The organism is Salibacterium aidingense DSM 18341, from assembly GCF_000429685.1.
Classification (GTDB): domain Bacteria; phylum Bacillota; class Bacilli; order Bacillales; family Marinococcaceae; genus Salibacterium; species Salibacterium aidingense.
Genome location: NZ_AUCI01000010.1, coordinates 80991 through 103351, shown reverse-complemented (window position 1 = coordinate 103351; position 22361 = coordinate 80991). Strand labels below are relative to the sequence as shown.

Sequence of the window (22361 nt, the reverse complement as noted above, 5' to 3'; positions counted from 1 at the left end):
CATCGGTCTTTTGTTTAACTCCCTGCAAATAAGAAAGGGGGGTGGGACCATCCCATTTGTAAGATAAAAAATTTCCGAACGATTTCTAGAAATCGTTCGGAATTCACTCTCTCCTATTTAATTCTGCATAACGAAATCTTTTTCTGCGGTTGCTTCTCCGTCGAAACGACGGAGGATATTGTATTTTGTATCACGCTGTACTGGGGTGCGGCCCGTCTCACGGATCAACCGCAGAATTTCATTGGTGTTCACTTTATGCGTGGTCCCTGCAGCCGATACTACATTTTCTTCCATCATGGTGCTGCCAAAATCATTGCAGCCAAAGTCAAGCGATTTCTTTCCGGTCACCGGTCCCATTGTGACCCAGGAGGACTGGAAGTTTGGAATATTGTCCAGGAACAGCCGTGAAATCGCAACATTTTTCAAATAGCCTTCTGAGGAGATAATCTCCCCTTTCATTCCGTTATTCCCCGGCTGGAAGGTCCAGGAAATAAACGCCAGAAAGCAGTTTGTCTCGTCCTGAGCATCACGGATACGCTGCAGATGGAGAGCCCGTTCTTCATAGGTTTCCGTGAGTCCGATTACCATAGTAGCTGTCCCATGCATTCCAACTTTCTTCACTGTTTTCATGCACTCGATCCATTCTTCCCAGGACGATTTAAGACGGCTTACTTTCTGACGGGTTTTTTCTGTTAAAATTTCTGCACCGCCGCCCGGCACCGAATCAAGTCCTGCTTCCCGCAGTTCTTTTAATACTTCTTCTATGGAGAGACCGGATACCTCAGACATTTTAAATATTTCTGAAGGAGAGAAGGAGTGCATGGTAATATTCGGGAACCGTTCCTTAATCTTCTTCAACAGATTTGTATAATAGCTGAAGGGTAGATCCGGGTTGGTCCCTCCCTGCATAAGGATTTCCGTACCATCAACATCCTGGGTTTCCTGAATTTTTTCCATTATCTGTTCATCATCCAGTACATATCCTTCCGAAGAACCGGGCTTGCGGTAAAACGCACAAAATCGGCAGTATGTATCGCAAAGGTTGGTATAGTTCACGTTCCTGCCGATCACAAATGTCGTTTCCGGTTCCGGATGCCATTTCTTCGTTATCTCATTCGCTGCTGCACCGATTTTTTCCACTTCATCACTTTCATACAGCTTCACGGCGTCCTCTGTTGTTAAGCGTTCGCCGTTTAACGCTTTGTTTAAAATCGGATCGATGCTCATTATAAAAACCTCCAGCCTTTGAAAATAAATGCATGGTTTTCACGATTTACTAGCCTTTTTGTCCAGTTTACCATATTTATCAAACCATGAGGGATATCTTTCGCAAATCTTTACATTTCACGCCGGTTTTTTCCATCCACAAAAATTTCCTTTGTCATGTGCCGGATCCGCTCCATAATCCTTTTTGCTTTCAACTCTTCAATTCCGCCTTTCTGGGAATACGAAAGATGGTTTTCCAGATCGTCGTAGTCATAATTAGAGGTATAAACCGTGGGAAGCTTCTCCATCAGCCGGTAATGCAGAATCACTCCGAGTACGTCGTCCCGTATCCACGCGGAGGTCGTTTCCGCTCCAATGTCATCCAGCATAAGTACTTCTGCGTTCTTGACTTCGTCCATTTTTTCCTGCACAGTTCCATCCGACAGCGCCTGTTTCATTTCCCGGAAAAAGTCGGGCACATAGACGATCATTGATGATATATCACGGGCCACTAATTCATTGGCAATCGCTCCAATCATAAATGTCTTGCCGACGCCAAATTTGCCATGAATATATAACCCGGTTGCATCTTCTCCCGGTTCCGCTTCAAAGGCAAACTTCAAACAGGCATTACTGGCGGAAAGCCGGCTCGCATGATCCTGATCTATGTCGTCAAAGGAAGCTTCTAATATTTCTTTTGGAATATACATACTTCTGATCAGGGACTGCTGCCGTCTCTTTTCGTCTTCCTGCTGTTTCAGCCGGCACGGATGATATCGTACAGTCATCTGTCCTGTTTCTGAATAAAGTTCCGGCTGAAACCCCTGCATCATATTCGGACAATTCTCCAGTCCGGGACAGGCATCACAGTTTTCACGTTCCCGTTTATATTCAAATAATTTCATCATGTTGTTCTCAACCTGGGTGTCCTCGATCTCCTCATGATGCTGTAGAAACGACTGGATTTTAGGATAAGCCAGTACTTCATCTTTCAGCTCTTCATAACGGCGGCGCCAGTTTTGATTTTTCATATACTGGTCTAAAGACGACCGGATGGAATCCATAGTAGGTCACCTCAATTTTGCCGACTGCTTCTCCGCAGCCTAAGCATTTCCTCAAACTGTTGTTTTTCCTGATTAAGCTTTTCGTCTTCTTTTGGTCCCGGGTCCTCGTTTTTCTGTTTTTTGTCCTGTTCGAGCCATTTCGGAAGCTTGTCCTTTCTGACATACGGCCGGGAAGGATTTCCAGAACTTTGAGGTGAGGAAGCCGTTTCCCGATTTTTCCGCTGCTGGTACTCCCATTTGGCCAGCTGCATGGCATCCTTCACCGTCGAGATTTGTTTGCGTGCCCATTGTCCGGCAATTTTCTGGACAAAATTTTGATTTAGTTTCATATTATTCATTCTCATGACATAGTCAATCAACACATTGACCACACCGGGTTGAAGCTGATAATCAAACATGAGTGATTCGACCAGCTTTACATCTGCTTCAGGAACTTTTGCCCCGTCTGCAATTGTTTCTAGAAAGGTCAACGGTGATGTTTGTTCACAAAAAGCAATCATTTGTTCGTTATCCGTAGACGGCTCCTTATTTTTCATAGTACGGTGTTTATCAGGCTGAGTCCGTTTTCCAAGAGCCGGCGGTGTATTGCCATATTCGTTCCGGTACCACTCCTGCACCTGCCGGCGGAGCTCCTGTTCATCAAGCCTCTCTTCATCATCGAGGGAACGCTGCACCATCCGGCTGATTTGCAGCGGTTCAAGACGATACACAAAAGCCATCCGCTGAATCACTGCTTTTGCCGTTTCATCCAACAGTTTATCCCCATCAATAAATACTGGAAGATCAGCTTTCAGCAGTTCAAAATCAAACTCTTCTTCTTGGAATGGAAGTTCCCCCTGATGCACTTGACCTTGATAGCTTTTTTCTTCCTCCACTACAGGAACAGCAGAGACCATCTCCGAATGGTGCAGGGAAGCGTAGACTTCATTAAAAGCGGCGGTCACTTCCGTATAGGCTCTTTGATCCACCGCTTCCATCATAAATCGACGGCGGAGTTCAATATACCGGTTTTTCCCCAATTTATTAAACAAAAAAACACTGAGGACGTCATTTTGAAAAAACTGGGCCGGAGTCATCGGCGGCTGCAATTCATATACAAACAAGGCAGATGAATCTTCTTTCCGTTGGAATGTCCGCAGAAGCCCAATCCCTTCCAAACTCCGTCTCGCTTCAAAAATTTCATCCAGCGGCATATTCAACATAGCCATCAACTCATGATGAACGGACTCCCCACTAGTAAAACAATCCTGTTCTAACTTGCTCCATAGCATGGTGAAAAGAGAAACAGCAATGGTGCCTATCAGCGGCTGGTATAAGAGCTGCAGGGTCTTATGCTCTCGTTCTCCTATATGATCAGCTGTCCGCACTATAAATCGATCTATCGGCAGAAGTTCAGTCCAGTGCATAATCATAGCTGCCTCCCTTCTTTGATCGTTTAGGAGCTCGTACACCTTTTATTATTATTCCTCGTCTTTACTGATAAGGTCTTTTAATTCATTAATGAATACATTAATATCTTTAAACTGACGGTATACCGAAGCAAAACGCACATAAGCAACATCGTCTACTTTAGCCAGCCGCTCCATTACAAGTTCTCCAACTTCTTCACTTTTTATTTCCGACTTTCCTTCACTGCGCAGCTGCTGCTCCACATCGTTTACAATATCTTCTAACGTTTCCAGGGCCACCGGCCTTTTCTCACATGCCCGAATTAAACCACGTAGTATTTTTTCCCGGCTGAATTCTTCTCTTGTCCCTTCTTTCTTAACGACAATAAGGGGGAGTTCTTCCACAATTTCAAAGGTGGTAAACCGATAATGACAAGCGTCACATTCCCTGCGGCGGCGGATCGACTTACCCTCATTGCTTGGCCTGGAATCCAGAACCCTTGTGCCGTTGGAATGGCAGGCGGGACATTGCATATCTATCATCTCCACTATACGAACACTCAACAGTGTCCGGCTTCGTTCATTCATATGTTCTATCATACCATTAAAAAAAGCACATTGGAAAGATGAAGCAGAGGTGCTCCCAGCAATAAGAAAAACGGATCTTGGAAAAGCACCCAAGATCCGCCCTTTTTTTATTACTTTTACAGCGCATTCACTGCGACAGAAGTTTTCTGTTTATTCTTTCCAAATCCGCCAGAACAATAGGCCGTTCTGGCGGAAGACATGCTGGGAAATTGGAGGACAGCTACGTGGAATTATTTTGTTCCAGTGGTCTCCACTTGGGATGGAGGAGACTGCGCTTTCCTTTTTTGCTTTTCGCTACCGCCAAAAGCGTTTGGAGGCTGGTTCTTCTTTTTCTCCCTTTGCTATTGGGGTCAAAAGCTAAGTTGGAAGACCCTAAGAGCTTCACTCCGCTGGTTCGTATCCTCCACAACTGCTGCTTGATCTCACAAACTCCCGGAGGCTGCAGGCGGAGGATTTCCGCTCCGGCCTATCATATGAAGCATACCTGCTTCATATTCCAATAACCATTGCACGGAACAGAAGTCAGGAGAAATTCTTTTCTTTTGTCAGGCACTGACCATAGATGTTTTTTTAAGGAAACTGCCGACATAATGAACAAGGTCAACGACCCGGCAGGAATACGCCCATTCATTATCATACCAGGCGATAACCTTCACTTGTCTTTCATTTACTACCATCGTCGATAGACCGTCAATAATGGAAGAGTGTGAATTTCCATTGTAATCCACCGATACGAGCGGATCACGGCTGTAGGACAAAATGCCATTCATATCTGCCCGTGCCGCTTCTTCAAAGCTGTGGTTGACTTCTTCTTCTGTGATGTCCTTCTCCACCTCAACCACAAGATCTACAAGGGACACATTTGGCGTGGGAACCCGAAGGGCCATGCCGTTCATTTTTCCCTCCAGACGGGGCAGCAGTTTTGCAATGGACTTGGCCGCTCCAGTAGATGTCGGAATAATCGACTGACCGCATGATCTTGCCCGTCTTAAATCTTTGTGGGGGTTATCAATATTCATCTGATCATTCGTATAAGAATGAACGGTTGTCATTAAGCCGCTTTGAATCCCAAATGAACGGTCCAGCACTTTTACTACGGGAGCCAGACAATTGGTCGTACAGGAAGAATTAGAAATCACGTGGTGATGCTCCGGAACATAATCAGATTCATTTACTCCCATTACAATCGTGACATCTTCTTCTTTACCAGGCGCTGTAATAACCACCTTTTCCGCCCCTGCTGTTATATGACGGCCGGCTTCTTTTTTCGATTTAAATTTCCCCGTAGCTTCCACAACAATATCTATGTCAAGGTCTCCCCACGGAAGTTTTTCCGGACGCCGGTCATTCACAATCAATATCCGCTTTCCATTCACCCACAGCGCCTTTTCTTCGGTTTCTATATCTGCATCAAACACACCGTGTGTCGAATCAAATTTTAGTAAATGAGCCAGGGTTTCCGGCGGATAGCTGGCGTTGACTGCTGCTACATCCAGGGACTCATCCATAACTGCTTTCCGGAAAACCATCCGTCCAATGCGGCCAAATCCGTTAACTGCTACTCTAGGTTTCATACAGCACATCCTTCCTCGCTTAATGTGTCATACTAATTAACAACTATATTTAAAATTAGTATATCACATTAATGTGAAATCGTACTATATCTTTTGGAAAATAAATAAAAAAAGGCCCTTCGATTAGGAAGGGCTCTGGATATTCCAGCGTTTTAAAATTTCCTCTAACTGCTGCAGGGACTGCGGCCGGGTCCCGTTATTATCGATAACAGCATCCGCATAGGCTTGTTTTTCCGACATCGGAAGCTGCGAAGCCAGACGCTGCTCCGCATCCTCTTCCCCAGCCTGATCCCGTTTTATCAATCGCTTTTTTTGTTCCGTTTCTTCTACATAGACGAGCAATACTTTATCTACCATAAATTGAAGATTATTTTCTATCAATAGGGGAAGATCGAATACGATGACCTTCTCCCCCTCATCTTCCAAAGTGGTTTTCTTCTGCAGCATCCGCTGACGGATGGCCGGATGCATGATTTGATTTAATATCTGCCGCTTTGAATCATCGGCAAAGATCACCTTTCCCAGTTTTTTTCTGGCCAACGTTCCGTCTACTTCCAGAACGTCCGTTCCAAATTGTTCGACGACTTGTTCATAAGCCTGTTCTCCCGGTTCTACCACTTCCCTGGCTGCTTCATCCGCTTCAATCACGGGAAAGCCCCGTTTCTTTAATTCTTCGGAAATAAAACTTTTTCCACTCGCGATGCCTCCCGTCAGCCCGATAATCATCGTTTTCCTCCTTTTATTGCACTGCTTTCGTTACTGCAGATTCCAGATTCCCAATCCAATAAGTAAAAGTCCTGGTAAAAAGGAACACTTTTGCATAAACTTTGTGCCGGCCAGCTTTCGTCCACCTTTCATTCCACCCGAGAGGAACAATGCACACATCAATCCGACAGCCGCCGCCAAACTGAACGAGGAAAATCCAAGCAATGCCGATCCCATTCCGGCTCCAAAAGCATCGAGAGAGAGGGCGGCGCCAAGAAACACCGCTTCTTTTGCGCTTATCGTTCCAGACCGGTCCCAATCTGCTTCATCCGGCTCTTTCAAAATGGATAGAAACTGCTTCCAGATTCCTTGTTTCTTTCCGCTGCTATCGGTTTTTTTTCTCTCCCCGTCTGTATGTTCCCTGGAAGGAGAATCTTTCAACACTTGTATAATGGCCCACAGGCCGATTAAAATTAAGATAAAGCCACCTACGGCTTCCGTAACGGCCGTTGGAATATACTGTTTTAACAGTTCTGCTGCTACTCCCCCAGCCAGTACGGAAACAGAAGAACAAAGACTGATGCATATCAGAGAATAAAACGGAAGGCGCAGCCTTCTCAACCCATAGGATAAGCCTGCTCCAAAACTGTCCACACTTACTGCAAAAGCCAATACACATAATGAAAAAAATGCCGTCATAGGAGAGCTCCTCCCTGCAATTTTCTACGTTACTATATGGCAGGAGCTCTCTCTTTGTTCATTATTATGTTACCTGCGCTGGCATTGGGGACAGTAGTGCGTCCCTCGTCCGGCTGTGATGCATTTCTCTATCGGGGTTCCACAGATATGGCATGCTTCTTTGTTTCTTCCATAAACATATAGTTCAAGCTGAAAGTATCCCATGTCTCCATTTCCATTCACGTAAGACCTGACGGAACTGCCGCCTCTGGCCACTGCGCGTTCTATCGTATCAGTAACACAGGTTCGCAGTCGATAAATCCTATTTTTGGATAAGGAAGCCGCCTTAGCATCCGGTCTAATTCCGGCATGAAATAATGCCTCATCTACGTAAATGTTTCCCAGCCCGGCCACAGCCCGTTGATCCAGCAACACTGTTTTAATGTCCCGGCTCGTTTTTTTACATATACGCTGTAAATACGTGCCTGTAAAGGCCGGATCCTCGTAAGGTTCCGGGCCTAACTGTACAAGCGGGAGTTCCCTCTCTTCCTCTCCCTTATTAAACAAATGCATAGTGCCGAACTTACGCACATCTTTGTAACGGAGTTCTGTTCCATCTGCAAAATAAAATCGTACATGGGTATGCTTATCCGGCGGATCTTCCTCTGCCATCTGATATTTCCCTTCCATACGCAAATGGGAAACCAGAACATAATCATCCAGTTGAAAGGTTAAGAATTTCCCGCGGCGTCCGATTCCATGAATAGTCTGACCGCCCAGCTGCACTCGGAAAGCACTGCTGTCATCTGGTTTCTTTATCATTTTCGGCCAGCTTACTTCAACTTCCCGGATGGTTTTTTCTGACACCAGGTTCTCCAGCGTTCGTCTGACCGTTTCTACTTCCGGCAGCTCCGGCATGTCTTTTCCTCTCCTTATTACTTTGCATCATACCATGTTTCTCCATAAGAAACGTCGGCTTTAATTGGGGCGTCGAGTTTCATTGTCTGCTCCATGATATCCGGTACAAGTTCCTTCATCGTATCCATCTCTTCCGGCGGCACTTCAAAAATTAATTCATCGTGCACCTGAAGCAGCAGACGGCTCTTCAGGCGGCGGCTGTCCAAAGCTTCACTCACCTCTACCATTGCTTTTTTAATAATATCTGCCGCCGTGCCCTGAATCGGCGTATTCATGGCTGTTCTCTCGGCAAATGAGCGGGTATTGAAATTACGGCTCGTGATTTCAGGCAGGTAGCGGCGTCGGTGTAAAAGAGTGGTTACATATCCATTTTCTCTTGCTTCCTTTTTAATATGATCCATATAATCTTTTACATTGGGATAGCTCGCCAGATAGCTGTCTATAAATTCCTGAGCCTCTTTTCGTGTAATTCCCAGGCTCTGGGACAACCCGTAGTCTGAAATACCATAGACAATCCCGAAGTTAACCGCTTTGGCACTTCTTCTCATATTGGAGGTTATTTCGTTTTCTGCTGCTCCAAACACATCCATTGCGGTCTTCGTATGGATATCCATATCATTTTGGAATGCTTGCAGTAGACCTTGATCCCCGGCAATATGAGCCAGAACCCGAAGTTCGATCTGGGAATAATCCGCTGCCAGAATACTCCACCCTTGTTCGGAAGGGACAAATGCCTTACGGATTTTTCTTCCTTCCTCCAAACGTATCGGGATATTCTGCAGGTTTGGTTCGGTTGAGCTAAGCCGCCCGGTTTGGGTGATCGCTTGATTGAATATGGTGTGAATCTTGTTTGTTTCTGAATGGATCACTTTCAGGAGCCCCTCAATGTAGGTTGATTTCAGTTTGGAGACCTGTCTGTAATGGAGGAGTTTTGGAATTATTTCATGCTGGTCTCCCAATTTCTCAAGAACATCAGCAGAAGTGGAATAGCCGGTTTTTGTTTTTTTAATCACTGGCAGCTGCAGCTTTTCAAAAAGGATCGGGCCCAGCTGCTTCGGGGAATTAATATTAAATTCGGTCCCTGCCAAAGCATGAATGTCTTTTTCAAGGCCGGCCAGCTTAGTGTCCAGTTCTTCTCCCATATTTTCAAGCTGTTTTTTATCGACCTGAACCCCATTGGTCTCCATATTCCCCAATACAAGAGAAAGCGGCATTTCCAGGTTGGCAAACAGCTCATACTGTTCGTTGGCTTTCAGTTCTTCCTCCAGCGTTTCTTTTAACGAAAAAATCGCTTCCGCTTTGCGGACTAGATGCTGAGCCAAAGCGCCTTCTTCCGGCTTGCTTCGTTTTGCCCCTTTCCCATAAACCGCATCATCACTGTTCACAATATTTTTATGCTTTCTGGCTGCAATATCCGCCACGTTGTGCGACGATACAGACGGATCAATTAAATAGGAAGCAATCAGCATATCATGGGTGACTCCGGTCAGATCAATTCCTTTCCAGCCAAGGGCGACGACCCCGCGCTTTGTATCTACCATATACTTCTCTTCAGCTGGATTTCCTGCCCAGTTTTTGAAAACCCTTGATTCCAGGGCTGTTTCTATGGGAATAAAATATCTGCCCGTGCTGTTGACTACAGCGATTCCCCATATTTCTGCATTGTGATAATTCTCAGCCGGCACTTCCACCACAAGGGCGGACGGCGATACGAGCATCTCTTCCTTGACTTCTTCTACCTTTTCAAAAACGAGGTCTTCCAGGTCCTGCTCTTCTTCTTCATAATCAAATTTAGCAAGCAGGGTTTGAAATTCGAGTTCCTTAAACAGATCGATCACTTTCTTGGTATCGTACTCCCCGCGCTGCAGCTCTGTAAGCTTTACCTCTAGCGGTGTTTCCCGAAAAATAATGGCAAGGTCTTTACTCATGAGCGCCTGCTCTTTATTGTCCTGCAGTCTTTCTTTCATTTTCTTTCCAGTAATATGTTCAATCGATTCCAACACCTGCTCGATGCTTCCATATTCTCTAAGCAGCTTTAACGCTGTTTTCTCCCCAATTCCGGGAACACCAGGGATATTATCCGAGCTGTCCCCCATCAGCCCTTTCATATCTACAATCCGCTGCGGCTCAAACCCATACCTTTCTGCAATGGCTTGTTTGTCATAGGTCTCGACATTGGTAATTCCTTTCTTCGTTAAAGCCACCGTTGTTTTATCGGATACAAGCTGCAGCAGGTCTTTATCCCCGCTGAATATTTTTACATCCCAGCCTTTCTCTTCTGCCTGTCTGGAAAGGGTTCCGATAATATCATCAGCTTCGTAGTTCGTAAGTTCTGTATAGGAAATCTCAAAAGCATCCAGCATTTCCCGGATAACCGGCAGCTGCTCCGATAGTTCTGACGGCGTTTTCTGGCGCCCGGACTTATATTCTCCGTACGTATTATGCCGGAATGTCGTTTTCCCCGCATCAAAAGCCACCAGCATATGGCTTGGTTCTTCTTCCTCCAGTATTTTTAAAAGCATCGTCGTAAATCCATACACCGCATTGGTATATACACCTTTATCGTTGTTTAACAGCGGCAGCGCAAAAAAAGCGCGGTAAGCGATACTGTTTCCATCAATTAATACTAACTTGTCCACAGAGAAAACACCTCTTTTATTATTTCTTCCGCTCTGTCATCCATTCCTATTTTACCACAGCTTCTTCAGGAATAGAAAAAGCAGCCATCGGAAAGGCTGCTTTCTCTCTCGTTAATCTACATATCCCATTAAAATACGGGCATAGGGGGAATCGGACGGCAGTACGATCACTGTTTCCTCATCCACCGTTGTTTCATAGGTCTGCAGGGTCTTGTACAATTCATAAAATTCCGGGTCCCGGCTGAAAGCGTCGTTATAGATTTCTGCTGCTTCTGCTTCCCCTTCGCCAATAATCTCTTCGGCATCGGCCTCTGCACTCGAAATCAGCTCCTGAACTTCACGGTCGGTATTGGCCCGGATCCGGTTTGCTTCGGCATCCCCCTCCGACAAATATTCCTGGGCGGTGGATTCCCGTTCCGAAATCATCCGTTGATAGACCGCTTCTTCGTTATCTTCGGGCAGATCCGTGCGCTTCATCCGGACATCGGTAACTGAAATACCGTAATTATCCGCTGCCAGTAGTTCATTCACACGTTCCCCCACCATCTCATTTACATCCCCGCGGGCGGAATCATCTTCTTCGTTGATGATCTGTTCAAAGTTCATCTGCCCAAGCTGGGAACGAATGACCGAATTAATAAAATTGGCCATGATCGATTCTGCATTCTCCACGGTGCGGGCGTTGGCAATCATTGCCTGTGGGTCATCAATACTCCAGACGACATAATTATCAACAAGCACCCGCTTTTTATCAAGCGTGTTGATCTCAGCGGATGTGATATCATAATTCATTTGATACTTTGGTATCGATGATACCTGCTGAATAAAAGGGACCTTTGCATTCAACCCTGGGTCTTCGGCAATGCGTACCACTTCACCGAATTGGGTAATTACCTTATATTCATCCTGTTTCACGATAAATATGTTCATGATGCCGATGATCAGGAGAAACAGCAAAAGAACAATAATAATGCCAGTTCGAATCCATTTTGACCAGGATTCCGGAGAGCGTCTATTTTCCTTCATATTAAACACATTATTATCATCAGCCATTCGAATCCCCTCCTTGTGCGGCACCATCATCCGGCTCAATGTCTTCCGGCTGTACTGCCGGCTCCCCGCTTTCTTTGTTTAACGGACGTATGGGAAGATAATTGACCGTTTCCTGCTGACTGTCGATAATATACAATTCCGAATTTGGAAGCACATCTTCAAGCGTTTCAAGAACAAGACGCTGTCTTGTCACTTCCGGATCATTTATGTATTCTTCATACAATGCGTTGAACCGGGACGTTTCCCCTCGGGCATCTTCTATCCGTTCGGCCCGCTCCCCTTCTGCTCTGGAAACTATGGCATCTTCTTCCCCTTCTGCTTCATTCATTTCCTGGTTCCGGTACTTGTTCGCCTGATTTATCTTCGTAAGACGTTCTTCCCGCGCATCCGTGACAGCAGTAAAAGCCTGTCTGACTTCTTCGGTTGGCAGTTCAACGTCCTGAAGCTTTACGTCCAGTACGGTAATCCCAATTTCATACCGTTCTACCAGCTCTGTCAACGATTCCAGTACCGTTCCTTCAATTTCCGCACGCTGATCCGTCAGTACATCATCCACTTCTGAATTACCGATAACTCCGCGCAGGGAAGCTGATGAAGCCTGATACAAAATATCATCCGGCTGGTGGGCATTATATAAGTATTCTTCTGGATTCGTTATACGCCACTGCACTACCAGGTCTACAAATAATATGTTTTCATCTCCGGTGATCATCTTAGCTTCGTCTTCGTATTCTGTCACTTCCCCATCGTCTGCTGTATCATATCCCACACTCGTTGTGTTGGTGGAGACAGGCAAAATTTCTGCTTTCTGAACCGGCCAGGGCAGTTTAAACTTTAAGCCTGGATCCGTAATAGTCTCATCTACTTCTCCAAACGTTACCAAGGCTGCCTGTTCTGATTCATCTACGGTGTACCAGCCTGTGACTAAAAACAATACGAGAATAATAAGCCCGAGCAATGAAAAAAAGCCTAAAATAATTTGTTTGATACTAAACACAGCTTGTCCCCCTCTTTCTACGTTTATCTACGGGCAAACAGTCTGAAATGTTTCACCTCCAGACTCATTTTTACAACAAACGTACAATTTACAAACACGGACCTGTTTCATTATATTACAAAAAGTAATACTTTCCACCCCATTTTTACATATTTATTACGAAAAAACCGGCTTTCAGCCGGACTGCTTCCTCAGCATTATGTTCACATCTTTTCTTCCTATTAAAAAAGCTGTATTGTTCGTCAAGCTTACATTTACGATATATCTTCTTAACTGCCTGGCTGCAGTTAGATTCTCTCTTTACGAGCAAAAAGAACGAAAGCCAAGGGGAGGCTTTCGTTCTTCAAAAGGGGATGTAGTTTCGACTATCCAATTAATGTTGAAGGGATGTTTAAACATTAATTGTTATTGATAGAAGAAACCGTTCATTTGTAAGGGTAGTAGACGGACGTAAACCCATCATTTAGCCTATATTAATTTTTTGTAAAGGATGTTATTCTCCCTGTCTTTCCAGTGGAAAATAAACGGTGAATGTGGTCCCTGCATTCTTTTCACTTTCCACATCAATACTGCCTTGGTGGGCTTCTACTAAATGTTTCACGATGGCAAGACCCAGTCCCGTACCGCCGGAATTTCTGCTCCGATCTTTATCCACCCGGTAAAAGCGCTCAAATATTCTTGGCCATTCCTCTTTGCTGATTCCGATTCCAGAATCTGCAACAATCAATACGACATAATGCCCTTGTTTTTTAACTTCGGCATGGATGGACCCGTTTTCCGGAGTATAGGCAATAGCATTATTCATCAAGTTGATCATAATCTGTTTTACCCTTGCTGTGTCTCCATCCATATAAATATTCTCTTCTTGTCGAGAGGTAAGAGTCAGCTCTTTCTCCTCCATACTGGGAGTCAACAGTTCCAACACCTCATGAAAAGCCCGCGTTACATCGACAGTCTGCCAATTTAGCTGAAAAAATTCCTGCTCAATCCGGGAGAGTTCCAATAAATCACTGATTAAATCCTGAAGGCGGTCGCCCTCTTTCCATATGATATCGAGAAACTGCTTTCTTGCTTTTTCATCTTCCATCGCTCCATCCAGGAGAGTTTCAGTAAAACCTTTTAACGATGTAACTGGTGTTTTTAATTCATGGGAAACATTGGCAACAAAATCTTTGCGTACCTGTTCGAGTTTCTTCAATTCTGTAATATCGTGTAAAACGAGGACAATCCCCCGCAGCCGTTCTTTTTCTCCAACGATAGGGGCCCCGTATACGTCATAATGATGAACCTCCAGCCGGGAGTTTAACTGGACCTGTTTCCTTATTTTAGACTCTGTAAGAAAAATCTGCTGAATCAGCTTAATAAGATCGGAATCCTGTATCACTTCATGATAAATTAAATGAAGCCATTGATCCGTATCCGTATCAAAAATATCCTTGCAGTATTGGTTAATTAATGTAATGTCACCACGATCATTAATAAAAATCAGGCCGCTTCCCATGTTGTCGATTAAAGCTTCCAATCTTTCCTGCTGGGTTTGATAGCGGCTGGTTATTTGATCAAGGTTGTAAGCCAGGATATTAATAGAACGGGTCAATTGCCCGACTTCGTCTCTGCTTTCCACATAGGTTCTCGCTTTAAAATTCCCTTTGGCCAGTTCATTCGCAACATTAGTCACTTGCCCGATTGGTCTTGTCAGCTGATTTGCAATGCGGTAGCTCAGCGTCATAATAATAATAAATGCTAAAGTAAAACTGATAGCGATAAATACCCAGATCTGCTGATTGACAGCCCCCATACGTTCCACAGGCATAGCCAGGCGCAGATAACCTTCTTCGCCTGCCTGTTCAAAGGGATAGGCATAAAATAATAATTCATCTTCTGTGACAGAACTGTATCGTATGTTAGTGCCTCCCGTTTCATCTGCTTCCTGAATTTCTGGAATATTATCCGGCATTTCCTCTGCATCCTCTGCAGTCTCCGCCCGTACTTCACCATCACTGTTCATGATGGTAACCCGGACATCAAGCCGCTCCTCTATACTCTCGGCGAACTCCTGCCATTGACCTTCCTCGACATCTTCAATAGCAAGGGCGGCTAAAGATGCTTCTTTTCCAAGTCTTTCTTCCAGCTGGTCGACATAAAATCCCTTTAACAACTGACCTACAAGCACTCCCAGGGCAGCCAGGACAAATAATATAACCACCAGCAGACCAAACATCAACCGAGTGCGGAATTTCATCATGAATGAGCAGGCTCCTCGAATTTGTAACCCAGCCCCCGCACCGTTTTAATGTAAACCGGTTTTTTGGTATTTGGCTCGATTTTTTCCCTCAAATGGCTGATATGCACATCCACAATCCTGGTATCTCCTACAAACTCATAGTTCCAGACAGCATTCAGCAGCTGATCTCTTGTCATAACCCGGCCCTTATTGTTCGATAAGTACAGCAGCAATTCAAACTCTTTTGGTGTCAGCTCCAGCTGCTCATCGTTCACGTACACTTCATAATTATCCGGAAAGATGGTTAAATGACCGATAATCATCTTTACATGATCCGTTTCATCCTGAGATGATTCCGGGGAATACTCCAGCCGTCGGAGAATGGCCCGAACCCTCGCCACCAACTCTCTTGGGCTGAAGGGTTTTGTCATATAGTCATCGGCGCCTAATTCCAGGCCCAGTACCTTATCAAACTCTTCATCTTTGGCTGTCAACATTAAGATTGGTACTTTTATTTTTTCCTGACGGATCTGCCGGCAGACTTCCAGGCCATCTGTTTCAGGAAGCATCAAATCAAGAATAATTAAATCGTAGGAGGTGCCTTTCACTTTTTCTATGGCAGTCCTGCCATCCATCGCGGTATCCACCTCATACCCGGATTGCCCTAAATTATAGGAAATAAGCGTGACAATGGATTCTTCATCATCAACAACAAGCAACTTTTGAGACATAATTTCCTCCATCTGACCAGGCTCCCCTTCTGCCTGTCCTTTGAAATTACGGTTTCTTCCAATCCCCATTATTATTTGTTTAAAAAAGCCAGCTGTTTACAATAACAGCTGACTCTATTCCAATTAGTCCTTTGGAAGAGCTTCCATGACACTGCGGACGGATTCCACAGATTTGGCAAGGGACCCTTTTTCTTCCTCTGTCAAATCCAATTCGATTATCTTTTCTAAACCGTCCCCGCCAAGAATTGTCGGCACCCCTAAATACAGGTCATTTTCTCCATACTCTCCTTCAAGGTAGGCAATGGCCGGAAGAACCCGCTTTTTATCTTTGATGATCGCTTCAACCATTTTCGTCAGCGATGCAGCAGGGGCATAATAGGCACTTCCATTCCCAAGAAGCCCAACAATTTCCCCGCCGCCTTTTCTTGTGCGCTCCACAATAGCATCAATCCGTTCCTGGGGAAGCAGCTTGGTTAACGGAACACCTCCGGCATTGGAATAACGGATGAGTGGTACCATATCGTCTCCGTGCCCGCCGAGAACAAAGCCTTGAATATCTTCCACGGAAATACCCAGTTCTTGAGCTACAAATGTTTGAAAGCGGGCCGTATCCAGGACACCGGATTGTCCGATAACCCGGTTTTTCGGGAAGCCGGATTCTTTAAAGACCGTATACGTCATCGCATCTGCCGGATTGGTTAATACAATGATACAGCAGTTTGGTGAATGCTTGACGACCTGCTGGGTCACCGTTTTCATGATTTTCGCATTGGTGTTCACGAGATCGTCCCGGCTCATCCCGGGTTTCCGTGCAATTCCCGCGGTGATAACCACTACATCCGAACCGGCAGTATCTTCGTAATTAGACGTTCCTGTCACATTCACATCGGAGCCTTCAACCGGTGTAGCTTCCAGCATATCCAAAGCTTTCCCCTTTGTCGGATCTTCCATATCCGGAACATCAACAAGAACCACATCTCCGAGTTCTTTTTGAGCCGTCATCAAAGCTGTGGTGGCGCCGGTGAATCCGGCGCCGATAACAGATATTTTTCTGCGCTCAATAGCCATTGCTTGCTCCTCCTTGCACTAATTACATATTTTTAATAAGTTCATCGCCAAACTCAGAACATTTCACTTCTCTGGCCCCATCCATTAACCGTGCAAAATCATAAGTAACCACTTTATTGCCAATTGTTTTGTCCATCGAAGTCAGTACAAGATCTGCTGCTTCATGCCATCCAAGGTGACGGAGCAATAGCTCTCCAGAAAGAATGAGAGACGACGGATTCACTTTATCCATGCCTGCATACTTTGGCGCTGTACCGTGCGTTGCTTCAAAAATGGCATGTCCGGATTCATAGTTGATGTTTGCGCCTGGTGCGATACCGATTCCGCCAACCTGTGCAGCGAGAGCATCAGAGACATAGTCCCCGTTCAAATTCATGGTTGCTACCACGTCGAATTCTTTCGGACGAGTCAGGATCTGCTGCAGGAAGATATCCGCAATCGCATCTTTAATGATAATCTTGCCGTCAGCTTCAGCCTTATCCTGCGCGGCATTGGCGGCATCTTTTCCTTCTTTTTCAACAATTTCATCATATTCCTGCCACGTAAATACTTTATCACCGTATTCACGTTCTGCCAGTTCATAGCCCCAGGCTTTAAACGCACCTTCTGTAAACTTCATGATATTACCCTTGTGCACCAGGGTAACACTTTTGCGTCCTTCTTCGAGAGCATAATCAATCGCAGCCCGGATGAGACGTTCACTGCCTTCCTTGGAAACTGGCTTCACACCAATTCCGGAAGTTTCAGGAAAGCGGATATTTTCCGCCCCCATTTCATTCTGCAGAAAGTCAATGACTTTTTTCGCTTCCGGCGTGCCTTCCTTATATTCAATACCAGCATAGATATCTTCTGTGTTTTCACGGAAAATAGCCATATTGACGTCCTCAGGCTGTTTTACCGGAGAAGGAACACCGGTGAAATGACGGACCGGGCGCAGGCAGGTAAATAGATCAAGCTTCTGGCGAAGAGCCACATTAAGAGAACGAATGCCGCCGCCGATCGGCGTTGTAAGCGGTCCTTTAATTGCAATTAAGTATTCGCGGATCGTTTCCAGAGATTCTTCAGGAAGCCACTCTCCCGTATTATTATACGCTTTTTCCCCTACAAGAATCTCTTTCCAGTGGATTTTCTTTTTGCCGTTGTAAGCCTTGTCTACCGCCGCATCAAGAACACGGCTCGCAGATGCCCAGATGTCAGGACCTGTCCCATCCCCTTCTATATAAGGAATAACCGGTTCATCCGGGACATTCAGTGCTCCATTGTTTGTTGTGATTTTTTCTCCATTCGCCATTACAAAAACCTCCTGTTATTAGTTATAATTTCCATTCATAGAGTTAACGCTTTTCCAAAGGAATGTATTCCTGCTTATCCGGGCCTACATATTCTGCACGCGGACGAATCAGGCGGTTATCTTCATACTGCTCGAGAATGTGGGCCAGCCAGCCTGAAACCCTGCTGGTAGCAAAGATAGGGGTGAATAAATCATGGTCAATGCCTAAACTGTGATAAACCGATGCTGAATAAAAATCAACATTCGGCAGAAGTCCTTTTTCATTGGTCACAATGTCTTCAATTTTCATAGACATATCATACCATTTGGATTCCCCGGTTATATTTGTCAACCGGCGGGACATATCCCGCAGGTGTTTTGCTCTCGGGTCCCCATTTTTATATACACGATGGCCGAAGCCCATAATTTTCTCTTTATTGTCGAAAACCTTTTGAATATAGGAGTCCACATTATCGACGGAGCCGATATCGGAAAGCATAGCCATTACTCTCTCATTGGCGCCGCCGTGCAGCGGACCCTTTAAAGCGCCAATCGCAGCAGTAATGCCGGAATAAATATCAGATAATGTAGCCACACAAACACGAGCGGTAAACGTAGAAGCATTCAACTCGTGGTCCGCGTGCAGCACCAGTGCTTTATTAAAGGCTGTTTCTGAAGTTTCGTCCGGCTCCTCCCCGTTCAGCATGTATAAAAAGTTTGCTGCAAAGCTGAGAGATTCTTTAGGTGCTATTGGAGTCTTTCCTTCCCGGATACGGCTGAATCCGGTAACAACAGCAGGGATTTTTGCCTGAAGGCGGACTGCTTTTCGTTTATTTGCTTCTTCATTCATTTCATCCGCTTCTTCATCATACAGCGCAAGCTGGGAGACGGCCGTCCGTAAAGCCGCCATAGGATGGACTTTTTCAATCGGATAAGCTTTCATATACTCAAAAATTTCATTTGGAACCTGCATATTTACGGCTAAATCTTTTGTCAGCTGATCGAGTTCGCTCTTTTTAGGGAGACGGCCATTCCATAATAAAAATATAACTTCTTCGAACGAAGCATTTTCCGCCAAGTCATCGATGTTAAATCCTTGATACGTCAAAACGTCATCAATGATTGAACTGACACTCGACGATGTTGCAACTACACCTTCAAGACCACGAGTTGTGCTCATACCAACCTCTCCTTTACCTAAAATAAGAATGCCAAATAATCATGAACAAAGCGCAGGGCACGGAACTGCCTCTGGCAGAAGCAATGCGGCAGTAAGACCTGCAGGCAGGCATCTGTATGCCCAAACCGCTGTCTTTCCTGAACTGACAGCGAAAATGCTTACATTTCACATTACATCGTTTCTGGATCCGTGTATGTACTAGAATGAGCAGTCTGTTTTTCTTATACTTTTACTAAGGTTATTCACAACATACACTGTTTTTTAAACCTTTCCGATCAATGGAGCTATGTAAGAAGGAAGGCCCATTTTATTATAACCACTTTTTACGAATTTGTGAATGTAAACATACATGCGCAGAAACTTGTATGCGCACCGGTAGAACAAAAAACTCTACCCTTTACATGACCGCGTAAGCAATGCCCGGACAATACGCAGGCCGGCCCGTTAAATAACGCCTGATGCTGGAATCGTTCCACTCACAGAGGCTGCATTAATAGGCAGGCCATGCTGGAAAGGATGACTTCTCCTCCAGCGCTCAAAACCCATAATAGGCGTTCCAGAATTAAAATCCTTTTCCAAAGTGTTCAAACCCAATACCGCCTGTTACTACTGGCAGGAAAACGTGAATATGGTAACAACAATAGGGTTGCTTTTGCCTGCAAAAAGGGAAGGAAAGCCAAAGCTCCAAACCTGTCCATTTTATCAAACGGCAGTATGACCCTGCTGTTACAATCCCCCGCAAGCAGTATCAGTATAGCCATAGCTGCCTGCGATGTATCAACAGTCCGTACATCCTTCCACATAGACTTCGTAATTATCCTATCACATTTATACGCTATCTGTCATGTTACAACAGACTATGCAGTTTATCTTCTCTGGATAAATATAAGGTTGCCGTTTTGGATCAGGTTTTTAAATAATTTCTGCAGCATGGCTTTCACTATTCCTCTTGTATAGGGGATCAATAAAAAGAAACCAATCAAGTCTGTGATAAAACCGGGGGTTAAAAGAACGGCTCCTCCTACCAGAATGCAGAGACCGTCTAGTACAAGCGAACCTGGAACCTCCCCGTTCTGCATCTGAAGCTGGGCCGTCCGAATTGTTTCGAGCCCCTCTTTTCTTGCCAGCCATGCTCCAAGGAGGCCTGTCAGAATGATGAGCAAAATGGTAGGCCACACCCCTATTATGTTTCCCGATAGAATTAAAACACCTATTTCCAAAGCTGGGACAACAATTAATAATAGCACAAACCATCTTCCCATTTTTCACAAACCCCCTTTACCGGATTTCATACAAAACATTTATAGGACGCTGGCGTGACCGCGGTATAAATCTCCACGTGCACTATCTACGGTAATTTCTTCTCCGTCTTTAAATAAGTCCATGGCTGCCTTCACTCCTACAATCACAGGAGTTCCAAGATTCAGTCCAACTACAGCGGCATGAGAAGTAAGACCTCCTTCTTCGGTTACTACAGCAGCTGCTTTTTCAAAGGCTGGGACCATGTCTTTGTCCGTACTGTAAGTTACAAGGATATTCCCCGGCTGCATTTTCTCGTCTGCTTCCTGGGCATTACGAGCAAGAACGACACGACCGGAAGCTGTTTTTCGTCCAATACCCTGGCCTTTTCCGATAACTTCTCCAATAACATGCACTTTCATAATATTCGTAGTTCCGGTTTCCCCAACCGGGACACCAGCTGTTATCACCACAAGATCGCCATGACGGACAAGATCGGCTTTCAACGATTCATACACCGTGCTGTCAAGCATTTCATCGGTAGTCTGTGCTTTTCTCCCCAGAAGAGGGGTGACTCCCCATACAAGCGATAGTCTGCGGAACACTTTTTCGTTGCTCGTCACTGCAATAATTGGAGATTCGGGACGGTATTTTGAGACAATTTTTGCGGTATATCCGCTCTCTGTTGCTGTTAAAATGGCTGCTGCATTTAAGTTATAAGCCGTATGCGAGACGGACTGACTGATGGAGTTTGTAATTGAGCGGTGGCTCTCCTTTGTACGCTGGCTCAAAATTGTTTCGTATTTCAGCGCCGATTCGGCCTTTATTGCTATATTCCGCATAGTCTGTACCGTCTCTACGGGATAATCCCCGGCTGCTGTTTCGCCGGACAGCATAATGGCGTCGGTCCCATCAAAAATGGCATTGGCTACATCACTTGCTTCCGCACGCGTCGGCCTTGGATTCCGCTGCATCGAATCAAGCATCTGTGTAGCTGTAATGACGGGTTTTGCCGCCGTGTTGCACTGCTTAATTAATTCTTTCTGCGCCAGCGGGACATCTTCCGGCGGGATTTCCACTCCAAGGTCTCCGCGCGCTACCATCAGTCCGTCCGAGACTTCCAAAATGTCATCAATATTTTCGATTCCTTCCTGATTTTCAATCTTCGGGATAATCTGGATATCTTCCGCGCCTCTTTCTTCGAGGATTTCCCGGATATCAAGGACGTCGGATGGCCGTCTGACAAAGGAAGCCGCAATAAAATCAACCTCCTGTTCGATGCCGAATTTTATATCTTCCGCATCCTTATCTGTTATACCAGGCAGATTAACCTTTACATTCGGGAGGTTGACCCCTTTTTTATTTTTTAATTCGCCATTATTTAATACTTTTGTTTTTACATCCTTACCAATAATTTCAATAACTTCCAGCTCAATCAATCCATCATCCAGCAGAATTTTTTTCCCGGGCTCCAGATCCTCCGCAATACCGGGATATGTAACGGATATTTTTTTTTCTGTACCTTCTGTTTCCTCTGGAGAGACAATGAGCTCCTGATCCTGCTGCAGCTGGACAGCGCCGTTTTTCATGGTATGTGTCCGTACTTCGGGCCCCTTTGTATCAAGCAGAATACCTACATTTTTTCCTGTTTCGGAAGCTATATCCCGAATGGTATCAATCCGCGCTTTATGTTCTTCAAAATCTCCGTGGGAAAAATTTAACCTGGCTACGTTCATTCCCGCTTCTATCAGTTTTCTGAGCATCTCCGGGGATTCACTTGCAGGGCCGATTGTGCACACAATTTTTGTTTTTCTCATTATAGTCCTCCTCTTCTCTCCA

18 protein-coding genes are annotated in these 22361 nt (G+C 45.1%); all 18 read right to left on the bottom strand.

Annotated features, from left to right (window positions below; genetic code table 11):
• Positions 1–117 precede the first annotated feature (117 nt).
• On the bottom strand, positions 118–1227 hold the full coding sequence (mqnC, locus tag G475_RS0111425; RefSeq protein WP_026701424.1) for a cyclic dehypoxanthinyl futalosine synthase: 1110 nt from the start codon (positions 1225–1227) through the stop codon (positions 118–120).
• A 110-nt stretch (positions 1228–1337) separates the two neighbouring features.
• The gene (dnaI, locus tag G475_RS0111420) at positions 1338–2270 is read right to left on the bottom strand and encodes a primosomal protein DnaI (protein WP_026701423.1); all 933 of its coding nucleotides are present in this window, start codon (positions 2268–2270) and stop codon (positions 1338–1340) included.
• A gap of 11 nt (positions 2271–2281) precedes the next feature.
• The gene (locus G475_RS0111415; RefSeq protein ID WP_026701422.1) at positions 2282–3682 is read right to left on the bottom strand and encodes a replication initiation and membrane attachment family protein; all 1401 of its coding nucleotides are present in this window, start codon (positions 3680–3682) and stop codon (positions 2282–2284) included.
• Positions 3683–3730: 48 nt separating this feature from the next.
• Complete coding sequence (nrdR, locus tag G475_RS0111410; protein WP_026701421.1) at positions 3731–4192, bottom strand: transcriptional regulator NrdR; 462 nt, start codon at positions 4190–4192, stop codon at positions 3731–3733.
• Positions 4193–4791: 599 nt separating this feature from the next.
• Positions 4792–5820: a glyceraldehyde-3-phosphate dehydrogenase gene (locus tag G475_RS0111400; protein WP_026701419.1), complete on the bottom strand. Its 1029-nt coding sequence runs from the start codon at positions 5818–5820 to the stop codon at positions 4792–4794.
• Between the two features lie 123 nt (positions 5821–5943).
• On the bottom strand, positions 5944–6546 hold the full coding sequence (gene coaE, locus G475_RS0111395; protein ID WP_026701418.1) for a dephospho-CoA kinase: 603 nt from the start codon (positions 6544–6546) through the stop codon (positions 5944–5946).
• A gap of 30 nt (positions 6547–6576) precedes the next feature.
• Positions 6577–7224, bottom strand: a complete 648-nt coding sequence (gene ytaF / locus G475_RS0111390) for a sporulation membrane protein YtaF (RefSeq protein WP_026701417.1) — start codon at positions 7222–7224, stop codon at positions 6577–6579.
• A gap of 69 nt (positions 7225–7293) precedes the next feature.
• Positions 7294–8121, bottom strand: coding sequence for a DNA-formamidopyrimidine glycosylase (mutM, locus tag G475_RS0111385; protein WP_026701416.1), 828 nt, complete (start codon positions 8119–8121; stop codon positions 7294–7296).
• 17 nt (positions 8122–8138) lie between these two features.
• Entirely contained in the window at positions 8139–10760 is a 2622-nt protein-coding gene (gene polA / locus G475_RS0111380) for a DNA polymerase I (RefSeq protein WP_026701415.1), read from the bottom strand.
• Positions 10761–10871: 111 nt separating this feature from the next.
• The gene (hflC, locus tag G475_RS0111375) at positions 10872–11813 is read right to left on the bottom strand and encodes a protease modulator HflC (RefSeq protein WP_026701414.1); all 942 of its coding nucleotides are present in this window, start codon (positions 11811–11813) and stop codon (positions 10872–10874) included.
• Positions 11806–12810, bottom strand: coding sequence for an FtsH protease activity modulator HflK (hflK, locus tag G475_RS24825; RefSeq protein WP_051302428.1), 1005 nt, complete (start codon positions 12808–12810; stop codon positions 11806–11808). Before hflK ends, hflC begins: the two co-directional genes overlap by 8 nt.
• A gap of 493 nt (positions 12811–13303) precedes the next feature.
• On the bottom strand, positions 13304–15055 hold the full coding sequence (gene pnpS, locus G475_RS0111365) for a two-component system histidine kinase PnpS (RefSeq protein WP_026701413.1): 1752 nt from the start codon (positions 15053–15055) through the stop codon (positions 13304–13306).
• On the bottom strand, positions 15052–15765 hold the full coding sequence (locus G475_RS0111360; RefSeq protein WP_026701412.1) for a response regulator transcription factor: 714 nt from the start codon (positions 15763–15765) through the stop codon (positions 15052–15054). The genes pnpS and G475_RS0111360 overlap by 4 nt, the downstream gene beginning before the upstream one ends.
• Before the next feature lie 123 nt (positions 15766–15888).
• Positions 15889–16833 (bottom strand): malate dehydrogenase, encoded by a 945-nt coding sequence (mdh, locus tag G475_RS0111355; protein WP_026701411.1) that lies wholly within the window; start codon positions 16831–16833, stop codon positions 15889–15891.
• A 22-nt stretch (positions 16834–16855) separates the two neighbouring features.
• Entirely contained in the window at positions 16856–18124 is a 1269-nt protein-coding gene (icd, locus tag G475_RS0111350; RefSeq protein WP_026701410.1) for an NADP-dependent isocitrate dehydrogenase, read from the bottom strand.
• A 43-nt stretch (positions 18125–18167) separates the two neighbouring features.
• Positions 18168–19283, bottom strand: a complete 1116-nt coding sequence (gene citZ / locus G475_RS0111345) for a citrate synthase (RefSeq protein ID WP_026701409.1) — start codon at positions 19281–19283, stop codon at positions 18168–18170.
• An 866-nt stretch (positions 19284–20149) separates the two neighbouring features.
• A complete protein-coding gene (locus G475_RS0111330) occupies positions 20150–20545 on the bottom strand; it encodes an FxsA family protein (RefSeq protein WP_026701407.1) in 396 nt (131 codons plus the stop codon).
• 39 nt (positions 20546–20584) lie between these two features.
• The gene (gene pyk, locus G475_RS0111325; protein ID WP_026701406.1) at positions 20585–22339 is read right to left on the bottom strand and encodes a pyruvate kinase; all 1755 of its coding nucleotides are present in this window, start codon (positions 22337–22339) and stop codon (positions 20585–20587) included.
• Between the last annotated feature and the right edge of the window lie 22 nt (positions 22340–22361).